21 protein-coding genes are annotated in these 21992 nt (G+C 32.5%); 15 read left to right on the forward strand and 6 right to left on the reverse strand.

Annotated elements, in window-relative coordinates:
* Nucleotides 1-81 precede the first annotated feature (81 nt).
* Together G6Z82_RS01675 and G6Z82_RS01680 are read left to right on the forward strand one after the other, a co-directional pair.
* A complete protein-coding gene (locus G6Z82_RS01675) occupies nucleotides 82-741 on the forward strand; it encodes an ATP-binding cassette domain-containing protein (protein ID WP_006728888.1) in 660 nt (219 codons plus the stop codon).
* A complete protein-coding gene (locus tag G6Z82_RS01680) occupies nucleotides 738-1493 on the forward strand; it encodes a hypothetical protein (RefSeq protein WP_006728887.1) in 756 nt (251 codons plus the stop codon). The genes G6Z82_RS01675 and G6Z82_RS01680 overlap by 4 nt, the downstream gene beginning before the upstream one ends.
* Nucleotides 1494-1610: 117 nt before the next feature.
* Here the strand turns inward: G6Z82_RS01680 and hflX are convergent, their stop codons facing one another.
* The 4 genes from hflX to pyrF form a co-directional block, all read right to left on the reverse strand.
* On the reverse strand, nucleotides 1611-2894 hold the full coding sequence (gene hflX, locus G6Z82_RS01685; RefSeq protein ID WP_164785998.1) for a GTPase HflX: 1284 nt from the start codon (nucleotides 2892-2894) through the stop codon (nucleotides 1611-1613).
* Between the two features lie 33 nt (nucleotides 2895-2927).
* The gene (locus G6Z82_RS01690) at nucleotides 2928-3578 is read right to left on the reverse strand and encodes a histidine phosphatase family protein (RefSeq protein WP_006735508.1); all 651 of its coding nucleotides are present in this window, start codon (nucleotides 3576-3578) and stop codon (nucleotides 2928-2930) included.
* 93 nt (nucleotides 3579-3671) lie between these two features.
* Nucleotides 3672-4307, reverse strand: a complete 636-nt coding sequence (pyrE, locus tag G6Z82_RS01695; protein WP_006734269.1) for an orotate phosphoribosyltransferase — start codon at nucleotides 4305-4307, stop codon at nucleotides 3672-3674.
* A gap of 1 nt (nucleotide 4308) precedes the next feature.
* Entirely contained in the window at nucleotides 4309-5016 is a 708-nt protein-coding gene (pyrF, locus tag G6Z82_RS01700; RefSeq protein ID WP_006734265.1) for an orotidine-5'-phosphate decarboxylase, read from the reverse strand.
* Nucleotides 5017-5262: 246 nt separating this feature from the next.
* Here pyrF and G6Z82_RS01705 point away from each other — a divergent pair, with 246 nt between their 5' ends.
* The 7 genes from G6Z82_RS01705 to carB all read left to right on the forward strand — a co-directional run bounded on the left by G6Z82_RS01705 (nucleotide 5263) and on the right by carB (nucleotide 14617).
* Nucleotides 5263-6504, forward strand: coding sequence for an MFS transporter (locus tag G6Z82_RS01705; RefSeq protein WP_006730462.1), 1242 nt, complete (start codon nucleotides 5263-5265; stop codon nucleotides 6502-6504).
* A gap of 5 nt (nucleotides 6505-6509) precedes the next feature.
* Nucleotides 6510-7430, forward strand: a complete 921-nt coding sequence (locus tag G6Z82_RS01710) for a dihydroorotate dehydrogenase (RefSeq protein WP_006730476.1) — start codon at nucleotides 6510-6512, stop codon at nucleotides 7428-7430.
* A 45-nt stretch (nucleotides 7431-7475) separates the two neighbouring features.
* Nucleotides 7476-8018 (forward strand): bifunctional pyr operon transcriptional regulator/uracil phosphoribosyltransferase PyrR, encoded by a 543-nt coding sequence (gene pyrR, locus G6Z82_RS01715; protein ID WP_006728880.1) that lies wholly within the window; start codon nucleotides 7476-7478, stop codon nucleotides 8016-8018.
* Nucleotides 8019-8156: 138 nt separating this feature from the next.
* Nucleotides 8157-9098, forward strand: coding sequence for an aspartate carbamoyltransferase catalytic subunit (locus G6Z82_RS01720; RefSeq protein WP_006733013.1), 942 nt, complete (start codon nucleotides 8157-8159; stop codon nucleotides 9096-9098).
* Entirely contained in the window at nucleotides 9098-10375 is a 1278-nt protein-coding gene (locus G6Z82_RS01725) for a dihydroorotase (protein ID WP_164785728.1), read from the forward strand. Before G6Z82_RS01720 ends, G6Z82_RS01725 begins: the two co-directional genes overlap by 1 nt.
* Nucleotides 10375-11457 (forward strand): glutamine-hydrolyzing carbamoyl-phosphate synthase small subunit, encoded by a 1083-nt coding sequence (gene carA, locus G6Z82_RS01730; RefSeq protein ID WP_006728877.1) that lies wholly within the window; start codon nucleotides 10375-10377, stop codon nucleotides 11455-11457. The genes G6Z82_RS01725 and carA overlap by 1 nt, the downstream gene beginning before the upstream one ends.
* The gene (carB, locus tag G6Z82_RS01735) at nucleotides 11450-14617 is read left to right on the forward strand and encodes a carbamoyl-phosphate synthase large subunit (RefSeq protein ID WP_164785729.1); all 3168 of its coding nucleotides are present in this window, start codon (nucleotides 11450-11452) and stop codon (nucleotides 14615-14617) included. The genes carA and carB overlap by 8 nt, the downstream gene beginning before the upstream one ends.
* A gap of 121 nt (nucleotides 14618-14738) precedes the next feature.
* Here the strand turns inward: carB and G6Z82_RS01740 are convergent, their stop codons facing one another.
* Entirely contained in the window at nucleotides 14739-14900 is a 162-nt protein-coding gene (locus G6Z82_RS01740; protein ID WP_006728875.1) for a hypothetical protein, read from the reverse strand.
* 85 nt (nucleotides 14901-14985) lie between these two features.
* Between G6Z82_RS01740 and G6Z82_RS01745 the strand changes: the two genes are divergently transcribed.
* The 3 genes from G6Z82_RS01745 to G6Z82_RS01755 are packed head-to-tail and all read left to right on the forward strand — an operon-like array spanning nucleotide 14986 to nucleotide 17033.
* Nucleotides 14986-15864 carry a DUF6895 family protein gene (locus G6Z82_RS01745; RefSeq protein ID WP_006736705.1) on the forward strand — a complete coding sequence of 293 codons (879 nt, stop codon included), beginning with the start codon at nucleotides 14986-14988 and terminating at the stop codon, nucleotides 15862-15864.
* The gene (locus G6Z82_RS01750) at nucleotides 15857-16510 is read left to right on the forward strand and encodes a hypothetical protein (RefSeq protein WP_006736704.1); all 654 of its coding nucleotides are present in this window, start codon (nucleotides 15857-15859) and stop codon (nucleotides 16508-16510) included. The genes G6Z82_RS01745 and G6Z82_RS01750 overlap by 8 nt, the downstream gene beginning before the upstream one ends.
* Nucleotides 16497-17033, forward strand: a complete 537-nt coding sequence (locus G6Z82_RS01755) for a hypothetical protein (protein WP_006736703.1) — start codon at nucleotides 16497-16499, stop codon at nucleotides 17031-17033. The genes G6Z82_RS01750 and G6Z82_RS01755 overlap by 14 nt, the downstream gene beginning before the upstream one ends.
* A 55-nt stretch (nucleotides 17034-17088) precedes the next feature.
* Here the strand turns inward: G6Z82_RS01755 and G6Z82_RS01760 are convergent, their stop codons facing one another.
* Nucleotides 17089-19002 carry an ABC-F family ATP-binding cassette domain-containing protein gene (locus G6Z82_RS01760; protein ID WP_006736702.1) on the reverse strand — a complete coding sequence of 638 codons (1914 nt, stop codon included), beginning with the start codon at nucleotides 19000-19002 and terminating at the stop codon, nucleotides 17089-17091.
* 186 nt (nucleotides 19003-19188) lie between these two features.
* On the opposite strand from G6Z82_RS01760, the gene G6Z82_RS01765 reads away from it, so the two are divergent.
* The 3 genes from G6Z82_RS01765 (at nucleotide 19189) to groL (ending at nucleotide 21888) form a co-directional block, all read left to right on the forward strand.
* Nucleotides 19189-19818, forward strand: a complete 630-nt coding sequence (locus tag G6Z82_RS01765) for a redox-sensing transcriptional repressor Rex (protein WP_006728870.1) — start codon at nucleotides 19189-19191, stop codon at nucleotides 19816-19818.
* Between the two features lie 125 nt (nucleotides 19819-19943).
* Nucleotides 19944-20228: a co-chaperone GroES gene (gene groES, locus G6Z82_RS01770; RefSeq protein ID WP_006730467.1), complete on the forward strand. Its 285-nt coding sequence runs from the start codon at nucleotides 19944-19946 to the stop codon at nucleotides 20226-20228.
* A 25-nt stretch (nucleotides 20229-20253) separates the two neighbouring features.
* A complete protein-coding gene (gene groL / locus G6Z82_RS01775; RefSeq protein ID WP_006734893.1) occupies nucleotides 20254-21888 on the forward strand; it encodes a chaperonin GroEL in 1635 nt (544 codons plus the stop codon).
* The last annotated feature ends 104 nt before the right edge of the window (nucleotides 21889-21992 follow it).

Here is a 21992-nt window from a genome sequence, read left to right on the forward strand (position 1 = left end):
TTAAAAGGCTAGGATCAGTTGATATTAGCCTTTTTATATTATTTTTCTATTGACTGATAGTCGTTTTAAAAGGAGGTATATATGTTATTAAAAAATATAACTGTAAAATATGGGAGAAAAGTAGCCTTAGATAATATCTCTCTTACGTTACGCAATGATGGTAAGATAGTTGGAATTTTAGGAGATAATGGTTCTGGTAAGACAACATTAGTAAATCTTATTTTAAAAAATATAAATAAATTCAAAGGCCAACGTGAAATTGAGGGTAGCTTTTCATATATGCCTGATAGATATTTCTTATATGAAAGTATGACTATTAAAGAGTCTATTGACTTATTTAAGTCTGTATATTCAGATTTTGATGAACAAAGAATGTATAAAATTTTACAAAAGTTTTCTATATCTCCACAGTTAAAGCTTCATGATTGCTCTAAGGGAATGCATGAGCAAGTGCATTTGGCACTGGTTTTTTCAAGAAATACCGACTTTTATGTATTAGATGAACCTTTGTCAGCAACTGATCCCATTAAAAGACGATATTTTATGGATATAATTCAAAATTATCGTAGAAAGAATAGTACTGTTTTAATGGTTACTCATTTAATACGAGATTTAGGTGATATGCTTGAGGACGTGATTTTTATTAAAGATGGACATATACTCTCACATAATTCAAGGGCTGAAATATTAGCAGTTGATAAAACTCTTGAAGATGCATATATTAGAAGGATAGGACAATGAGCAGATATTTACTAATTAGATTAAAAAAAATCAGTTTGATGTTTTTATTTCCAATTGTAGTTGAATTGGGCATTTTGATTTATGAAAATGTGGTAAAGAAAGAAAAAGCTAACATATCAATGTATAATGGACTATGGTATGTCGCTACTGTAGCCATCATAGTATTTGTTACAGTTTATCAAATCATTAAAAATTATTATCTGGGTCATGATTCGCTTTGGCAAATTTTTCCATATTCCAAAGAAGGACTAGAGTTTATTGACATCTTCTTTTACATATTGGGTACTATTATTTATGGCTGTACTTACCAATATGCCCAAGCTACGGCATCTAATCAAAAGTTTTATATCAGTATGTATATTCCTGAAAAATTGGTATCTTTAATAGCTTTCTATCTTTTGATTATGGCGATGTGTGTATTATTCAAAAATGTACAATGTCCTAAGATAGGAGAAGGTTGCATTATTATAAGTAGTCTAATTATCATCATTAGTCAAATTTCTATATTTTGGAAATTAAATCAAAAAGTAGTTAATCATTTTCTTCTGGGAGTGTCTGATGCTTGCGAAACAAAGCATTTAATATATATCAATACTTTGCCTTACGTGTTTTTTGGTGTTACAAAACGTCAAATTGCCACATTAATTAATACTAGTTATTTATTAAATGGTTGTCTTATAATTTTGTGTTTGCTTTTTATTTTAATATCTATAAAATTCAGAAGGATGAATTATATAGATTTGGTAGGTTAAAAATAATGATTGATTCTATTGATGAATCTAAATAAATTTAATAAAAAGCTGTACCAATGATTAAAGCGTATAAAAAAATGCTATCCTAATTTTTATAGGGTAGCATTTTTTATGTAATTATTTACTTTTATAGTTATATTTAGCAAATTTGTCAGCAATCTTTTTACAGATTTTTGTTTTGATATAAATACCATTATCTTGATATTTTTCTTCAATTACTTGCCCGTGTGTATGTAAATAGTTAAGCTTATCTCCCATTTGGAGCGGTAAGAATAATTCTACAACTTGTAAATTGGAGAAAATTTTCTTTTGAATTAATTTAGCTAACAATCTAATTGATTCGGGATCTTTAGCACTATATAGAATGTTGCCATTACCTTCTATTTGAGGATATGACCGGTCAGTTTTATCTACTTTATTAAATGCTGTAATAATAGGTACATCACCAATTTGCAATTCATCTAATACCTTGGTAGTGGTTTGGATCATTTGCAAGATATTAGGATCACTAGCATCAACCACATTAATAATTAAATCTGCATCTCTTACTTCTTGTAAAGTAGCTTTGAATGATTCAATTAAATTATGGGGTAGATTAGAAACAAAACCAACAGTATCCGATATAATAAAACTTAGTTTGTTATCGAGATCGATTCTTCTAACATGTGTGTCTAGAGTAGCAAAAAGCATGTCTTTAGTAAAAACTTGTTTTTTATCAGCACTCTTAGAATATTCATTTAAAAGGTTATTCAAAGTAGTAGATTTACCAGAGTTTGTATATCCTACTAAGGCAACTTGTGGTAAGAAAGAATTGTTTCGCTGAGTAGCTTTAATTTTTTCTTGTTGATTAATCTTTTTCAAATCTTTTTTGATATTGCTTATTTGTTGTTGGATGGTTCTTCTATTTAATTCTAGCTTAGTTTCACCTGCTCCACGATTGTTAAAGCCACCTCCAGAACCTCGCTGCTGATCTAGCCGATTTTCTGATGGATGTAATCGAGGTAGCTCATATTGCAACCTTGCTAGTTGTACCTGTAATTTTGCTTGTTTGGTTCGTACACGATTAGAAAATATTTCCAGAATCAACTCCGTCCGATCCAGAATAGATAATTTTGTCATTTTTTCTAAATTGCGTATTTGTGTTGGTGTTAATTCGTCATTAATTATAATGACGGTAGCATGCAATTCCTTGGCTAGATGTTTAATTTCATTAATTTTTCCTAGACCAAAGTAGGTACCAGTAACAATTGTTTCTAAATTTTGCCAAGATCTACCTACTACTTCCATTTGGTTGGCTTCAGCTAATTTTGCTAATTCATCCATATAATAATTAAAGTTGCTATTATTGAGATTGACGCCGGCTAGGAAAACCTTTCTTTTTGATGGAATAGTATTTATCAAATCATCACCTGCTTTATGTGTTATAGTTAGCAATTATAATTCTAATTTGTTATAATCAGTAATTTTTATCTCTTTGTCATTAATTTTCATAATAGTGATTGAACCGTTTTGAGGTCCATGTAGCAAATTGTATTTTCCTTTTGCAAATCGATTGACGATACTTCTAATGGTGAAGCCGTGAGTAACTAATAATATGTTTTTAACATCGTCTAGTTGATTTAACAAAGAGAATCCTTGATTTAGACGTTGCCAATATTCACTAGCACTTTCTGCATCGTGATATGGATCAGCTTCTTTCATATAATCCTTGACAGTATCTAAATCTATTGCGGATAATAGTTTTTCGCGAGTTGGGTAACCATGTGGACCACCAATCATTCGGTAGGCTTCATCAGAATTCATTCCTTCGAAATAGCCATAAAACTGTTCTCTAAAGAATGGAGATGAGATATGTTGTAATTCATGACGATTACAATTTTCGCTGATGATATAATCACAAGTGTCACAAGCACGTTTTAAGTCGCTGGAGAATGCTATATCAAAGGGGATATCTTTTAAAACTACACCAGTATTTTCAGCTTCTTTAATTCCTTGATTAGTTAGAGGTGTGTCACACCAACCTTGCATTTTATCATATCGGTTAATAAAAGTTTGACCATGGCGAACAAGATAAATTTTTTTCATAATTGCCTCCTAAAAATAGTTACTATGTTAATTTTATACCAAATATTAGATAAAAAAACATACGCAATTATGCAACTGGTGAAATATATGTTTTTAATTGAATTGTTTACCCCAAGCCCATGGATCATCGTGCCAGTTTTTTAATAGCATATATTCTTTATCGGTGACATGACCTGTTTCTTTTTCTTGTTTTAATAATTCTGGATAAGACAGTAGTGGGGCAAATGGAATATTTATTTTAGCAAAATTATCTTTTGCGTCTGGTAGATAGTATGTAAAAATTGAACTGACACCAATAACGTCAGCTCCACTCTTTTGAGCTGCTTTGACTGCATTAATTACTGAACCACCAGTTGTAATTAAATCATCAATTAAAACAATTTTATCTTGAGCTGTAAATAAACCTTCAATTTGACGCCCTTTTCCGTGATCTTTTGGCTTTGGTCTTACATAAATCATTGGTAAACCTAATTTTTGGGCAACAATAGCAGCATGAGGAATACCCGCTGTAGCTACACCACCAATTACTGTAACTTGAGGATATTTTTCTTTAATTAATGTTGCTAAATCATCACAAATCATATTCCATAATTTTGGATAGGAAATAGTTAAACGAAAATCCGTATAGATTGGAGAAAGCATCCCACTAGCATAAGTGAAAGGCTTATCAGGTGAAATAGTAACAATTTTATTTTGAATTAAACTTTGAATAATTTCTTTAGTATACATATTAATTGAACTCCTTTACAATTTTTTGATATGCTGCTTTGGGATCTTTAGCTAGAGTAATTGGTCGACCGACTACAATTGCACTTGAACCAAATGCTTTAGCTTGAGCTGGTGTAGCAATGCGAGATTGATCAAATTTTTGATCTGTTGCTGGTCTTATACCTGGTGTGACATATAAAAAGTCTTCGCCTACTTCAGTTCTTAGTTTTTCTACTTCTAAAGGGGAGCAAATTACACCGTCAGCTCCATATTTTTTAGCCATTTTTGCTAAGCTAATGACTTGATCTTTCATTGTTAACTTGCAATTTTGTTCATTAGCTAAAGAATCATCAGAAATAGAAGTTAGTTCTGTAACTGCTAGTAATTTAGGAAGACTTTTTCCTGTAGGAGTACCTGCAATTAATCCTTCATGGGCTTTTTTAATCATTTCACTACCACCTAATGCATGGATAGTTGTGTATTGAATTCCTAATTTGGCAATTTGCTTCATACCATTGTATACAGTGTTAGGAATGTCGTGTAATTTTAAATCTAAAAAAATACTGTATCCTTTAGCCACTAATTCTTTTACTGGTTCTGTACCGAATTGATAAAAAAGCTCCATGCCAATTTTTACGGTAATATCTTTTGGATCACCTAGTTTATTCAATAGTCGGTCCAAACTGGTCTTATCTTCTACATCTAGAGCTACAATTACAGGTTTATTCATAATTATCTCCTTAAACAAAAAGGGTCTATATCCGTGCAGAGAGCAACCAGATATAGACTCCAGATTTAGTTTACATCAATGAGGAAACTTGCGGTCTCTCTGTACCGTTTAAAGTCATCGATGTGAGTTTAACATGATCTAGCTAAAAAAGCAAATAAAAAAATACTTGTTTTTTTGCTAAAAAAATGTAACAATAAACTCGAAAATAAAAGGATGACTGTGAGCATTCATTTTTGGAGGTTAAATATGAATAATATATCGAAGTACACCCAGGAACTAAGTAGGGATCAGAAGCTTGTAATATCATCAACAGCTTCAGGTTTTGCATTGGAAAACATGGATGTACTTTTTTTATCATTTGCAATGAGTTCTATGATTAAAGATTTACATCTTTCTGGTGGAGCTGCTGGGTTAATTTCATCGATTACTACTTTGGGTATGCTATTAGGTGGTATCATTTTTGGAATTTTAGGTGATAAGATCGGGCGTGTTAAGACATTTAGTCATACAGTAGTTATTTTTGCTATTGCTACTGGACTAATGGCTTTTACTAATGATATTAATCACATTTATATGCTGAGATTTTTAGCTGGGATTGGAGCTGGCGGGGAATATGGTGTAGGTATTGCCTTAATTGCAGAAAACTTTAGTCATGATCGTATTGGAAAAATGACTTCTATTGCTGCTATTGGTGGTCAAATTGGGGCAGTGATGGCAGCAGTAGTGGCAGCAGTGATTATTCCAACTTTGGGCTGGCACAAATTATTTTTAGTCGGTGTACTTCCTGTAGTTTTAACTTATTTTATTAGAAAACATTTACATGAAAGCAAGCAATTCATCGAAGCCAAAAAGCATGCTAAGGGTTCTTTCTTTTTTGAAGTAATCAAGAAAATGTTTTCGACACCAAGGTTAATGTGGCAATCGATTGGTCTTACTATCATGATGATTGTGCAAATTTCAGGATATTTTGGATTAATGAATTGGTTGCCGACAATTGTGCAGAAACAAATGCATTTGAGTGTATCAGGTTCTAGCTTGTGGATGGTTTCAACGATCATTGGGATGAGTATTGGAATGATGACTTTTGGTACTATCTTTGATTATTTTGGACCACGTCGTGCATTTACGATCTTCTTATTAGGTTCAGGTGTGATGGTCTATATGCTTATTCTGGCACATAATATGTTTGCCTTGATTATTATTGGAGCGATAGTGGGATTCTTTTCTAATGGTATGTTTGGTGGATATGGAGCCGTAATTAGTTGCTTGTATCCAACAGAAATTCGTTCTACCGCTAATAATATTATTGTTAATGTTGGTCGTGCAATTGGTGGCTTTTCATCAGTGGTGATTGGAATTTTAATGGACTATTATAATTTAATGGTTGTGATGGGCTTTTTATCAGCATTATATCTTTTAAGCTTTATCATTATGATTAGCTTGCCAGGTTTAAAAGAGTTAGGTTTGAAGAAAGTAAAGAAGGCGTAAGAGATATGAGTAAGCTAAATGTTAAATTACCAGGTTTGAATTTGAAAAATCCAATTATGCCAGCTAGTGGAACTTTTGGTTTTGGGGATGTACCTCAAGCAAAAAAGTATGATTTAAATGAAATGGGAGCTATGGTTTTTAAAACCACAACTTTGCATGCTAGAATTGGTAATCCACAGCCGCAAATTGCGGTCATGAAAAATGGAGTTCTTAATTCAGTAGGATTAACCAATCCAGGTGTCGATAAAGTTATTAGTGATAAAATTGCTCCTTTTAAAGAACAATATCCACAATTGCCATTGATTGCTAGTGTAGGTGGATCACAGATTAGTGATTATATAACTATTTCTAAAAAATTAAGTGATTCTGGTTTGCTAAATGCATTGGAAATTAATGTTTCTTGTCCAAATGTTGCTGCTGGAGGCATGCATTTGGGAACTGATCCTGTTGTTGTTGAAAAACTAACTTCAGAAATAAAAAAAGTAGTTAATATTCCAGTTTATATTAAGTTAACGCCAAATGTTACCAATATTGTTGAAATAGCTCAAGCTGCTGAACGTGGAGGAGCCGATGGTCTTTCGATGATTAATACTTTATTAGGATTGGGTATTGATATTAAAACTCATAAGGCAACTTTAGGTAATGGCTTTGGTGGCTGGTCTGGATCGGCAATTAAACCAGTGGCTGTGAGAATGGTAGCTCAAGTGCATCAAGCAGTTAAATTACCAATCATTGGTATGGGCGGGATCGAAACTGCAGAAGATATCGTTGAGTTTATGTTAGCTGGTGCCAGTGCTGTTGCAGTGGGAACAGCACATTTTAAAGATGGATTAGCTATTCCTCATTTAGTGGCTGATTTGGAAACTTTGTTAAATGAGCTTAAAGTAGACGATATAAATGAATTGATTGGACAATATAAATTTTAATTTTATAATATATTAGGTACATTATAGATTGTAAGGGGATATTAGATGATTAAGGAATTATTCGATAAGATTGCAATTAAGCGAGCTTTGACGCGAATTTCATATGAAATTATTGAAAAAAATAAGGGAACTGAAAATTTAGTGTTATTTGGGATTAAGACCCGTGGTGTTTATTTAGCTAAGCGAATTGCCAAGCGAATAGAAGAATTAGAAGGTGTCAAAATTCCTGTTGGTGTGCTTGATATTACTTTATACCGAGATGATCGTCAAGATGTTTCACTATCTAATGAAGCTGTAGTTAATTCAACAGAATGTAATACAGATGTTAATAAAAAAAATGTCATTTTAATTGATGATGTTTTATATACTGGTAGAACTATTAGAGCTGCGATGGATGCATTGATTCATATGGGACGTCCAAATAGTATCTCATTAGCGGTATTAGTGGATCGAGGACATCGAGAATTACCTATTCGTGCAGACTATGTTGGTAAAAATATTCCTACTGCATTAAATGAAAAAGTTTCGGTTAATGTTGAAGAAATCGATAACAAAGATAGTATAGAATTAGAAAAATTAGAATCATAATATAAGTATCAACCATTTAATTGGCTCCGGTGAGGGTCGAAAAGGTTGACCACCTTTTTCATAAGGTGATCTTAGAACTTTTTACTGAACCTGGAGCGATGGCTTCAGGTTTTTGTTTTGTTAAAGGAGATTATTTTCATGCAACCAGTCAAATTATCACATTTTACTACTGTAGAAGATTTAACAACTGAACAGGTTTTTAATTTAATTAAGCGTGCCGAAGAATTTAAAAATGGAGCAAAACCGACTCCATTAACAAAACCTGTCTATGTTACTAATATGTTTTTTGAAAATTCATCTAGAACACATACTAGTTTTGAAATGGCAGAAAGAAAATTAGGCTTAACAGTTATTCCATTTGATCCAGCACATAGTTCAGTAAAAAAAGGCGAAACTTTATATGATACTTCACTAATTATGAATGCTATTGGGATTGATTTAGAAGTGATTCGTCATTCTAAAAATCGATATTATGATTCATTAATTAATTTATCCGAGCATCAGCATTTGGATATGGGCATTATTAATGCGGGTGATGGCAGTGGTCAACATCCCTCACAATGTATGTTAGATATGATGACTATTTATGAACATTTTAGGCACTTTGATAATTTAAAAGTAGTCATTGTAGGTGATATTGTTAATTCTCGTGTTGCACGTAGTGATATGGAAATTTTGAAAAAATTGGGAGCGGAAATTTACTTTTCTGGTCCAAGTTGCTGGTATGATCATCAATTTGATCAATATGGTAAGTATCTACCTTTAGATAGTTTGCTTGAAAAAATGGATGTTGTTATGTTACTACGTGTTCAACATGAACGACATATGGAAGAAGATAAAAATTTTAGTGCTACAGATTATCATCAAAAATATGGTATTGATCAAAAAAGATATGAGTGCTTGAAAGAAAATGCGATGATTATGCATCCCGGCCCCATTAATCATGATGTGGAATTAGCAGGCAGTTTGGTTGAAGCGACGAAATGTTATTTCTTTAGACAAATGCAAAATGGTGTATTTATGCGGATGGCAATGATTGAAGCTGTAATGTATGGTCGTAAATTAGGAGGATTAGCATAATGTCCTGGTTAATCAAGGGAGGTTTAGTATTCTATAATGATATTTTATCTCTAACAGATATTTTAATATCAGAAGGAAAAATTGCTGCAATTGGGCATAACTTAACTGCTGATCATGAAATTGATGCTACCGGTTTATTGGTTACACCAGGATTAGTTGATTTACATGTTCATTATCGAGACCCCGGTTTAACTTATAAAGAAACTATTACTACTGGTTCTAAAGCTGCAGCTCACGGTGGTTTTACAACTGTAGGAGCGATGCCTAATGTCAAGCCAGTTCCTAATACTGCAGCATTGTTAAGCAAGATGGTTGTGGAAAATCAGAAAAAAGGTATAGTTCATATTCTACAGTATGCACCTTTAACCAAAGATGAAAATAGTGATGAAATTTTAGACTATCAAGCATTAAAAGAAGCTGGAGCATTTGCTTTAAGTAATGATGGCTTTGGTGTTCAAAGTGCTGAAACAATGTATAAAGCTATGCAAAAAGCTGCAGTGAATAACTTAATCGTTGCTGCCCACGCACAAGATGATAGCTTATTTAATAAAGGCGTCATTAATGAAGGGGATAAAGCAGAGAAATTTAATTTGCCAGCAATCAGTGAATTGGCTGAAACGACGCAAATAGCTCGTGACTTACTCTTAGCTGCCAAAACAGGTGTTCATTATCATGTGTGTCATGTGTCTACAAAAACAAGTTTAGATTTAATTCGCATAGCAAAGAAAAGAGGAATTAATGTAACTTGTGAGGCTGCACCACATCATATTCTTTTATCGCAAGATGATATTTTAACGGATGATCCATATTACAAAATGAATCCACCTCTACGTTCTAAGGATGATCAAATGGCATTAATTGAAGGATTATTAGATGGCACAGTTGATTTTATTGCAACTGACCATGCACCTCACGCAGCTTATGAAAAAGAGGGCAGTATGTTAAATGCAGCTTTTGGTATCACAGGTAGTGAAACATGTTTTAGTATGCTTTATACCAAATTAGTTAAAACAGGAATCGTTCGCTTGGAACAATTATTGACCTGGTTGACAGTTAGACCAGCTGATTTATTTAATTTAAAACACTGTGGACGTTTAGTAGTAGGAGAACCGGCTGATATTGCAATATTTGATTTAAATCAGCCCCACCAATTGCAAATATCAGAATATCAATCTAAAGGTAAAAATACACCATTTACAGGCAATATAGTATATGGCACTACTGCTTATACAATTGTTGATGGAAATATTGTGTATCAAAGAAAAGAGGTAGCTTGATGCGTTATTTAATCTTAGAAGATGGAACATTTTATGCAGGAGAAGGCTTTGGTGCAAACATTGAAACAATTGGTGAGGTTGTTTTTACTACTGGTATGACTGGTTATCAAGAAGCAATCAGCGATCAATCTTATGCTAATCAAATATTAGTTTTTACTAATCCATTAATTGGCAATTATGGTATTACTTTATCAGATTATGAATCTTTAGCACCGCAAATTAAGGGCGTTATTTGTCATCAGCTAGCAAGAAAGCCAGATAATTGGCGCATGCAAGATACGTTACCTAATTTCTTAAAACATATTAATGTACCTGCTATTAGCGGTATTGACACTAGGCAATTAGTTAAGAAGATTAGAATGCATGGTACTTTAAGGGGAGCAATCTGTGATAGCATCGATCATTTAGATGAAGTTGTGGAAAAATTAAAGAATAGCAATGTTACTGCTAACATTATTAGCCAAGTTTCTACTAAAAATTCTTACCCAATTCCTGGTTCCAAACGAAATATCGTTGTTGTTGATTTTGGTATTAAGCATAGTATTTTGAAAGAACTAACTAAAAGGGGATGCAACTGTATTGTTAAACCTTATAACGTTAGTGCAGCAGAAATTATGAACCTTAATCCGGACGGTGTTTTATTATCTAATGGCCCTGGTGATCCAGAAGAGATGACAGATGCAGCTAAGATGGTTAGAGAAATTGAAAAACACTATCCATTGATGGGAATTTGTATGGGACATCAGATTTTTGCTTTAGCTAATGGTGCTAAAACATATAAAATGAAATTCGGACATCGTGGATTTAACCATCCAGTTAAAGAAATTGCCACAGGCAATATTGCTTTTACTTCGCAAAATCATGGTTATGCAGTAGATCCTGAGTCAGTGGATAAAGAAAATTTGTTTGTTACTCATGTTGAAATTAATGACGGTACAGTTGAAGGATTAAGACATAAAAAATATGATGCCTTTTCTGTACAATTTCATCCAGATGCAACACCTGGTCCACATGATGCAGTTAGTCTATTTGATGATTTTATTCAATTAATTGATCAAAGAAAGGAAAGAAATAATGCCTAAAAGAAAAGATATTCACAAGATAATGGTAATCGGATCTGGTCCAATTATTATTGGTCAGGCTGCAGAATTTGATTATTCAGGAACTCAGGCATGTTTAGCACTGCGAGAAGAAGGTTATGAAGTTATTTTAGTTAATTCCAATCCAGCAACGATTATGACTGATACAGAAATAGCGGATAAGGTCTATTTGGAACCATTAACTGTAGAAGCATTAACTAGAATCATTTATCAAGAATATCCTGATGCTATTTTGCCAACTTTAGGTGGTCAAAATGGTTTGAATATGGCGTTAGCGTTATCTAAAACTGGAATTTTGGATAAATTAAATATTGAACTTTTAGGCACAAAATTAAAATCTATTGAACAAGCTGAAGACCGTGAAGAATTTAAGAAATTATGTAAGCAATTAGGAGAACCAGTGCCGCCATCATTAACTGTACATAATGCTGAAGATGCTTTGGCTTTTGCTGAAAAAATTGGATATCCAATTATTGTTCGTCCTGCTTTTACAATGGGTGGTACTGGTGGTGGTATTTGCAACAATCGTAAAGAATTAGCAACAGTTGTGGCTAGAGGATTAGATTTATCACCAGTAACTGAATGTTTAATTGAAAAATCAATCGCTGGTTACAAAGAAATTGAATTTGAAGTTATGCGTGATTGTACAGATAATTGTATGATTGTTTGTTGCATGGAAAATTTTGATCCTGTAGGTATTCATACAGGTGATTCGATTGTATTTTCGCCTTCACAAACTTTATCTGATAAAGAATATCAGATGTTACGTGATTGCTCATTGAATTTAATTCGAGCTTTAAAGATAGAAGGTGGATGTAATGTGCAATTAGCTTTGAATCCAAATAGCTTTGATTATGATGTGATTGAAGTTAATCCGCGTGTCTCACGTTCATCAGCTCTTGCCTCCAAAGCTACTGGCTATCCAATTGCTAAAATGGCTGCCAAAATTGCTGTAGGGATGACTTTAGATGAAATTATCAATCCTGTTACTGGTACGACTTATGCAGAATTTGAACCAGCACTAGATTATGTCGTTTGCAAGATACCTCGCTGGCCTTTTGACAAGTTTGCCCAAGCAGATCGTAAATTAGGTACGCAAATGAAAGCTACTGGTGAAGTGATGGCCATAGGTAGAACTGCAGAAGAGGCTTTGCATAAAGCAATTCGTTCTTTAGATATTGACGAATTAGATTTGTTTTCGCCAGAGGCTCATAATGCAGATGATAATTTGCTAGAAAAGAAATTGGCTTATGCACAAGATGATCGTTTATTCTATCTAGCAGAAGCTATTCGTCGTAACTATAGCATGAAAGATATTCACGAATTAACCAAAATTAATTATTACTTTTTGGATATTGTGGCTCATCTGGTGGAAATGGAAAAAACAATTCAAGACCATCCTCAGGATATTGCTACTTTGCGTGAAGCTAAAAAGTATGGTTTTAGTGACCTGACGATTGCTCATTTGTGGAATATAACTGAAAATGAAGTTCGCCAATTTAGAAAACAAAATCATATCATCCCTGTTTATAAAATGGTGGATACATGTGCTGCTGAATTTGAGTCGCAAACACCATATTTTTATAGTACTTATGATGAAGAAAATGAGAGCACTGACTTTGATAGTAAATCAGTAATTGTTTTGGGGTCTGGTCCAATTAGAATAGGTCAGGGTGTCGAATTTGACTACGCTACTGTTCATTGTGTTAAAGCGTTACAAAAACTAGGATATAAGGCAATAGTAATTAATTCTAATCCTGAAACGGTTTCAACCGACTTCTCAATTTCAGACAAGTTATATTTTGAACCAATTACTTTAGAAGATGTATTAAATATTGTAGATATTGAAAAACCAGAAGGCGTAATCATTCAATTTGGTGCTCAAACTGCTATCAATTTAGCAGCTGGTTTGAAAGAACATGGTGTCAAAATTTTAGGAACTGATGTTGAAGATATCGACCGGGCAGAAGATAGAGAAGAATTTGATCAAGTTATTAAGAACTTAGGCTTAAAACAACCCCAAGGTTTGACTGCAACCACCAGACAAGGAGTAATTGATGCTGCAATTAAGATTGGTTATCCAGTATTAGTACGACCATCTTATGTTTTAGGTGGTAAAGCCATGGAAATTGTCTATAATGAAGCAGAATTAGAAGAATACTTGGATAATAATGCCTACATTACTAATGATCATCCAATTTTAATAGATGATTATCTGGATGGTAAAGAATGTGATGTGGATGCCATTAGTGATGGCGTTGATATTTTGATTCCGGGTATTATGGAGCATGTAGAGCATGCTGGCGTACATTCTGGAGACTCAATGGCTGTTTACCCACCACAAAGTTTTTCAGATGATATTCAACAAAAGATTTGCGAAGTTACTCGCAAATTAGCCATCGCCTTAAAATGTCAAGGAATTATGAATATTCAATTTATTGTCAGAGATAATGATGTTTATGTCATTGAAGTTAATCCTCGTGCTAGCAGGACAGTACCATTTTTAAGTAAGATCACTGGTATTGAAATGGTGCAAGTAGCTACTAAGATTATTATGGGCAAAAGTTTAGCAGAACAAGGATACAAGCCAGGCTTAGCTCCTGCTAGTCAAATGATTAATGTTAAAGCACCAGTCTTCTCTTTCAACAAACTACCGGGTGTTGACCCATACTTAGGACCAGAAATGAAATCTACTGGTGAAGTTATGGGTAGCGATTATACTTATGCTAAAGCATTATATAAAGCATTTGCTGGTGCAAAAATTAATTTGACTGCTAATATGAGCATTTTGCTAGCTACTGATTTAAAAGAAAAAGATCGGATAGTAGCGATTGCTAAGAAATTTAATCAAACTGGAGCCAGAGTGTTTGTCTTACCAGAAGTAGCTGAGATATTGCAAGACATGGGTGTACGTTTCAATTTAGTCGAATCTGAAGCAACCTTGATGCAAATGTTAAAGGAGAAGAAGTTTAACTTAGTAATCAATAACATGTCACGGGATAGTGAACCAGAATCCTTCGGCTTTAAGTTAAGACAAATGGCTATTTCACAAAATATTAGTTTGATAACAGCTTTAGATACAGTCGATGCCATTTTGATAGCTATCTCTAACGATACTTTGACAACAAAACCTTTGGCATAATTTATGTAGCTCAAAAGCTATAAAACATGATTTGTAAAAATATTGCCAGATAAAAAGAAGGTCTTAATCATTACGATTTAAACCTTCTTTTTCTATTCAAATTCATTAATAATAAAAAATGTTAAATAATCTGTTTAAAAGAAAACTTTTTCTTTTTTAGGCTATGCCCATTATCTATAGGATCTATAGGTTGTGTAAAAATGAAGTTTTCCCAGATGAATATGTATTTAGAATCATCAAGACATGATAAAACATTAATGTTGTTCTTTAAAATATCATTCATAATAATCCTCCGTGTTATAATAAAAAATAAAATACCATCAATATGAATGTTTTCATACTTTGTATAATACTACGGGAAAGAAAAAATGGAAAGTATAAAGTTATATAAAAAAAGTGCAAAATGGTTATTTGATAATCTAGAATATTTTGACCCCAGAAATGAGAGCAAAATAGCTGATAATAAGTATAAGATCAAAGCTTTTATGGAACTTTTATTTGTACAAAATATGTTTTATCCACAAAAACTATTTTCTAGTAGCGAGCAACATATTATTAATAATTTTATTATTAATCTAATAAATAATATATCTTTTTATAATTATGCTGTTAGAGATCCAGACATGATATCGGTGTTACCTACGATAATTGAATTTTTACTTAATCAAAACCAACAGGTTTATAATATTGAAAAAATTGAACAATTAATTGAATATAGTCATGGCTTATCAATTAAAAAAACTGCATTTAGAAGATTAGATTTAGCATATTCCTTTAAAAAAGCAGGGTTAAAGAATAAATTTGATTCATTAAACGCCATTTATCCATTAACTACGTTAGGCAAGAATGGTAATAATTTTTATTATGCGGATATAGATGTGTACTCTATTACTCATACTATTTTTTATATGACAGATATGGGCAGAAAAGCTACGCCTGAAATCTCTACTTTAGATAATTTATATCTTTTACTTCGATTAATTCAATTGTATATATTAGAAGACAATATGGATATATTATCGGAATTGCTAATTTGTATAAAGTTTTTACACTATGATCTATCAAAAGAAAATATAAAATTTATACTCGATGAAGCAGTTGCTGTTTTGAAAAAACATCAAAGACAAGATGGTCTTATGTTGGGGCCAGGAGTTAGTTTATCGAAAAGAGATACTAGAGAACGAATATTTAGATTAAATTATCATACTACAATGGTGTCTTTAGGAGCGTTGTATTTATATGAATAGGTATGAACATATAATAATTAAGAAGTTAAATGAATCTGAAATAGATGAAGATTTACTCAATTCTATTACTAATATGATTGATTTTTATTTTGTAAGTAAGGTCGCAAATTCTAGTATTGAAAAATTGATATTTAATATCATTTATTCAATAGTCGGAGGGCAGGATAATATCAGGGCTGTAATAAATACTAATCCGTTTAAATTAGACAAATTTATTATGTGGGCTAATTTTTTAATTACTTTTTTTAATGATCAAGATTTTAGTCAGATTTTTTATAATGAGGTACAGGCATTAAAAAAGCAGAATTTTATATCTGAATTTGAATTATCAGATGATTTTTTTGAAAAAGTTAAGGAAAATTGTATAAGTACAAATGATGAAAATAGAATAACTATTCCCCAAAAAGATATATCGTTGATAAATTTTGGACCTTTATTGTATGAAGGTAATTTGAATATTCATAATTTAAGTCTCAGTGATAGTGATAAAAAAATTTTATTGTATTACTATTACTGTATATCAGATTGGTCCAATGTGTTATATTTGTCCTTATCTTTAAAGTGTAAGTTAAAACAAAACATTAATGTAGAAGATTGTAATATAGAACAAATTTTAGGAGTTTGGTTATTAAATGAACAAAAATAAAGATGTAACTGTGGAATTAGTACATATAGAAAATTGGCTTAATAAACATGAAAATGTACTTGATAAGGACGATTTACAAATACTAAATATTTTGAATAAGCCAAGCTTTAGTGAATTTCAAGATAATTTAAGATATAAGTTAAATCACCGAAAGTTAGAAGATATTATTATTGATAATAGTTTATCAGATGAAGATAAAGTTAGTTATATAGTTGCTCTTAAAGATAATGTAGAAGGTATCAACCAGTTTGTATTAGAAGGATATTTGCTTTTTTTAGGAAAACGTTATGAAATAAAATTGGCAACGATTGTAGCTTATGTTTTATTGGAAAAATATGGAATATCTAAATTATTAACACAATTTATCCAGTTTTTAATATTGAATACTGATTTTGATGGGTCTGTGGGAATCATAAATCCACTACGAAATACGATTTCTGATGATATATATCCAACATGGAAGTATGGAAATACATATTTTAGTTATTTATTTTTAGCAAAAGCTATAAAACATGATTTGTAAAAATATTGCCAGATAAAAAGAAGGTCTGAATCATTACGATTTAAACCTTCTTTTTCTATTCGAATTCATCCAAATTCAACATAGCTTCTTCCCATGTCTCATTGGCTTTTTCTAATTCACTTTGAATTTGTGATAACTCTTCTTGCAATGGCCCTAATTTTTCAAAAGAAGCTGAAATAATAGGATCTGCCATTTTTAATTGAATATCTTTTTCCTTTTCTTCTAATTCAGCAATTTTCTTTTCGGCATTTTGCACATCCCTCTCAAGTTTTCTTTTTTGAGAGTTGCGTTCTTTTTGTTCAGCATATGATAGCTTGCCACTGTTATCTTCATTAGCAATAATTTCTTCTTGCTTGGATGCTTCTATTGCATTTTGCTTAGTTAATTCATCTAAATAATAGTGGTAGTTACCGTTGTATAACTTAGCTGTACCATTGTTAATAACAATAATTTTGTTAGCTAATTCGTTGATAAAGTAACGGTCGTGGGAAACAAAAAGTAAAGTTCCATCGTAATGATCAAGAGCTTGTTCTAATACTTCCTTTGCTTCAATATCTAAGTGGTTGGTTGGTTCGTCCATCAAAAGGAAGTTATCTTTTTCCATGGATAAAACTGTTAGCGTTAAACGAGCACGCTGACCACCAGATAATTGAGCAACAGTTTTTTCAATGTCTTTTGCATTGAATAAGAAACTTGCAAGGATTGATCGAACTTCACTTTCAGGCATTGTTTTGTGCCTATTCCAGATGGTATCTAACACAGTCTGTTTAAAATCAAGCGATTGTAATTCCTGATCATAGTAACCAATGTCTAAGCCAGCACCATACTTGATGGTACCTGCTTTTGGTTCTAATTTATGCATTAAGGTTTTCAATAAGGTCGATTTACCAATTCCATTTGGCCCGATAATTGCTATCCGGTCACCTTTATTTACTTGAAAATTGATATTTTTAACCATTATTTTATCAGGATAACCAATTGTGACATCTTTTAGAATCAATACTTCTTTACCTGATTGACGTTCGGCATTAAAGTTAATACGAACTTTTTGCTTGTGTTGTGGTAGTGTAATCCTTTCGATTTTGTCTAAACGCTTTTGGCGACTTTGAGCTCGCTTAGTAGTACTTGCTCTAACAATATTCTTTTGGATAAATTCTTCATCACGTTTAATTTGTTCTTGTTGCTTTTCAAAAGCTGCTTCTTGCTGACGATTGATTAGTTCACGTTCTTGAACATATTGAGTATAATTTCCTTTAAATGTCGTTAATTTACCAAAATTCAATTCAAAGATCTCATTTGTTAGATTGTCTAAAAAATATTGGTCGTGAGATACTGTTAAAATTGCTCCTTTGTAATTTTTTAAAAAGCCTTCTAACCATTCTAGTGTGTCAAGGTCCAAGTGGTTAGTTGGTTCATCCAACAAGAGGAGGGGTGGCTTTTTGAGTAGTAACTTAACGAAAGCTAGTCTTGTTTTTTCACCACCAGATAAAGTGCTGATTTTTTTATGCCAGCTATCCTGGAAAAATTTAAAGCCATTTAAAACAGATTTTATTTCTGCAGGATAAGTAAAACCACCTGCTTGTTCAAAGGAATAGGATAATTGATCATATTGTTTTAGTAAATCTTGATTTTCGGGGTCATTTGAAATATCAATTTGCAATTGCTCAATTTTATGACTTTTGTCAACTAAGGATGCAAAAACAGTTAACATTTCTTCCCAAATGCTATTGTTTTCATTCAATCCATTTTCCTGAGCAATGTATCCTACTATTATATCTTTGTTGATTGTAAAATTGCCGCCAGATGGTTCTTGTTGTCCTGTCATGATCTTTAATAGTGTAGTTTTCCCAGCACCATTAGGGCCAACTAATCCAATTCTGGCATTGTCTGAGATAGAAAAATCAACATCGTTAAAGATTTGATTTATCCCAAAATGTTGTTCTAAATTTTTTGCTTGTGCTATTATCATATCTTTTCACCTTAGGTTATTGTAACATAGCTAATTATTATCTATAATTATAAAATCTATGATATCAAAATAAATTAATATGTAATATTGCTTGATTTTATCTAGCAATTATAATTATGATAGTTGTAGTTATATTAAAATTTGCTCGTTTAGCTGCGAATTTTAAAAGAAAGAGGCATTTTTTTAATGGATGAAAGTAATATTCCTGGAGCTACAGCTAAAAGGCTACCTTTATATTACCGTTATTTGATTTTTTTGGATGATGCAGGTAAAAAACGTGTATCATCGGCGGAATTAGCCGAAGCAGTACAAGTTGATAGTGTCTCTATTAGAAGAGATTTTTCATATTTTGGTGCTTTAGGTAAACCTGGCTATGGCTATGAAGTAAAAGGATTGTTATCTTTTTTGAAAAAGATTTTGAATCAAGATATTCTAACTAATGTAGCCTTAGTTGGTGTAGGTCATATGGGACACGCTTTATTAAATTATAATTTTAAAAGAACAAATAATATTAGGATTTCTGCGGCTTTTGATATCAATAAGAAAATTACGGGTCGCATCCTTTGTGGTGTTCCAGTTTACGATATTAATGAAATGCATCAACAATTGCAAGATCAACAGATTAATATCGCTATTTTATGTGTGCCACAAGATGTAGCTCAAAAAACGGCTGATGAAATGATAACAGCAGGTATTAAAGGCATTATGAATTTTACTCCGATTAGATTAATCGTGCCTCACGGTGTTCGTGTGCAGAATGTTGATTTGGCTACAGAGTTGCAAACTTTGAATTATTTTTTGAATTCACGAAAATGAGATGTAATAATCTCATTTTTTTGTGTTAAAAACTTGCATAAATTTCAAAATCAATGTATCATCATAGATGTAAGTTAGCACTTAATATTTAAGAGTGCTAAAAATCATTATGGGAGGTATATAACGTGTTACAACCAATGGGTGATCGCGTGATCGTTAAAGTTAAGGATGAAGAAGAAAAAAATGTTGGAGGCATTGTCTTAGCTTCTAACGCAAAGGAAAAGCCTCAAACAGGTGAAGTTGTTGCTGTTGGCCAAGGAGCTCGTGATGCAAATGGCAATTTAATACCGATGACTGTAGCCAAAGGTACAGAAGTATTTTTTGATAAATATTCAGGCACTAATTTAAAATACGAAGGTCAAGAATATCTTGTTTTGCATGAAAAAGATATTTTAGCATATATAAAATAATTTAGTAAAAAGGTGGTTAGATTAAATGGCAAAAGATATAAAGTTCTCTGAAGATGCAAGAAGCTCCTTGTTGAGGGGTGTAGATAAATTAGCTAATACTGTTAAAACAACATTGGGACCTAAAGGTAGAAATGTAGTTTTAGAGAAAAGCTATGGTGCTCCTGATATTACTAATGATGGTGTGACTATCGCTAAAAATATTGAATTGAAAGATCATTTCGAAAATTTAGGTGCTAAATTAGTAGCTGAAGTGGCACAAAAGACCAATGATATTGCTGGTGACGGAACGACTACTGCAACTGTTTTAGCACAAGCAATTGTTCGTGAAGGTATGAAGAATGTTACTGCTGGAGCTAACCCAGTTGGTATTCGTCGTGGTATTGAAATAGCTACTAAGGCTGCAGTAGCAGAATTGCATAAAATTAGTCATGAAGTAAGTTCTAAAGCTGAAATAGCACAAGTAGCTTCTGTTTCTTCAGCATCAACCGAAGTCGGTGAATTGATTGCTGATGCAATGGAACGAGTAGGACACGATGGTGTAATTACAATTGAAGAATCTAAAGGTATCGATACCGAATTATCAGTTGTAGAAGGTATGCAATTTGACCGTGGTTACTTATCTCAATACATGGTTACTGATAATGACAAGATGGAAGCAGATTTAGAAAATCCATATATCTTAATTACTGATAAGAAGATTTCCAATATTCAAGATATTTTGCCATTATTACAAGAAATTGTACAGCAAGGTAAGTCTTTATTAATCATTGCTGATGATGTTGATGGTGAAGCTTTACCAACTCTTGTTTTGAACAAGATTCGTGGCACATTCAATGTTGTAGCTGTTAAAGCTCCAGGTTTTGGTGATCGTCGAAAAGCAATGCTTGAAGATATTGCTATTTTAACAGGTGGTACTGTAATTTCATCTGATTTAGGGTTAGAACTAAAGGATACCAAGATTGAGCAATTAGGTACTGCTGGCAGAATTACAATTACTAAAGACTCCACTACAATTGTAGAAGGTGCGGGTTCTAAAGATGCAATCAGTGAACGTACTGAACAAATTAAGAAACAAATTGCTGATACTAGTTCTGACTTTGATCGTGAAAAATTACAAGAACGTCTAGCTAAGCTTTCTGGTGGTGTTGCTGTCATTAAAGTTGGTGCTGCTACAGAAACAGAATTAAAAGAAAAGAAATATCGTATTGAAGATGCTTTGAACTCAACTCGTGCTGCTGTTGAGGAAGGTTATGTTGCTGGTGGTGGTACTGCTTTAGTTGACGTTATGAAAGCAATTGATAACAATGTAAAAGCTGATACTGATGATGCTAAGACCGGTGTTAAGATTGTTTTAGCAGCATTATCGGCACCAGTTCGCCAAATTGCAGAAAATGCTGGTAAAGATGGTTCAGTTATTTTAGATCACTTGCTTCATGCAGATCTTGAAATTGGTTACAATGCAGCTACAGATAAGTGGGAGAATATGGTTACTGCTGGAATTATTGACCCAACTAAGGTTACTCGTTCTGCATTGCAAAATGCTGCTTCTATTGCTGCATTATTATTAACAACAGAAGCTGTAGTTGCTGATGAGCCTGAAGAAAGCAAAGCACAATGCCCTTGCCCTACAAATCCAGGTGTTCCCGGAATGGGAATGTAATTAATCAATTAATAAGTTAACCCCCCGATTAAATTATTATTGAAGTAAAAATAAGAGTGATTTTGATATTAATTCAGAATCACTCTTTTTGCTTTAGTGTATAA

The organism is Lactobacillus iners (assembly GCF_011058775.1).
In the GTDB taxonomy this organism is placed as follows: Bacteria; Bacillota; Bacilli; order Lactobacillales; family Lactobacillaceae; genus Lactobacillus; species Lactobacillus iners.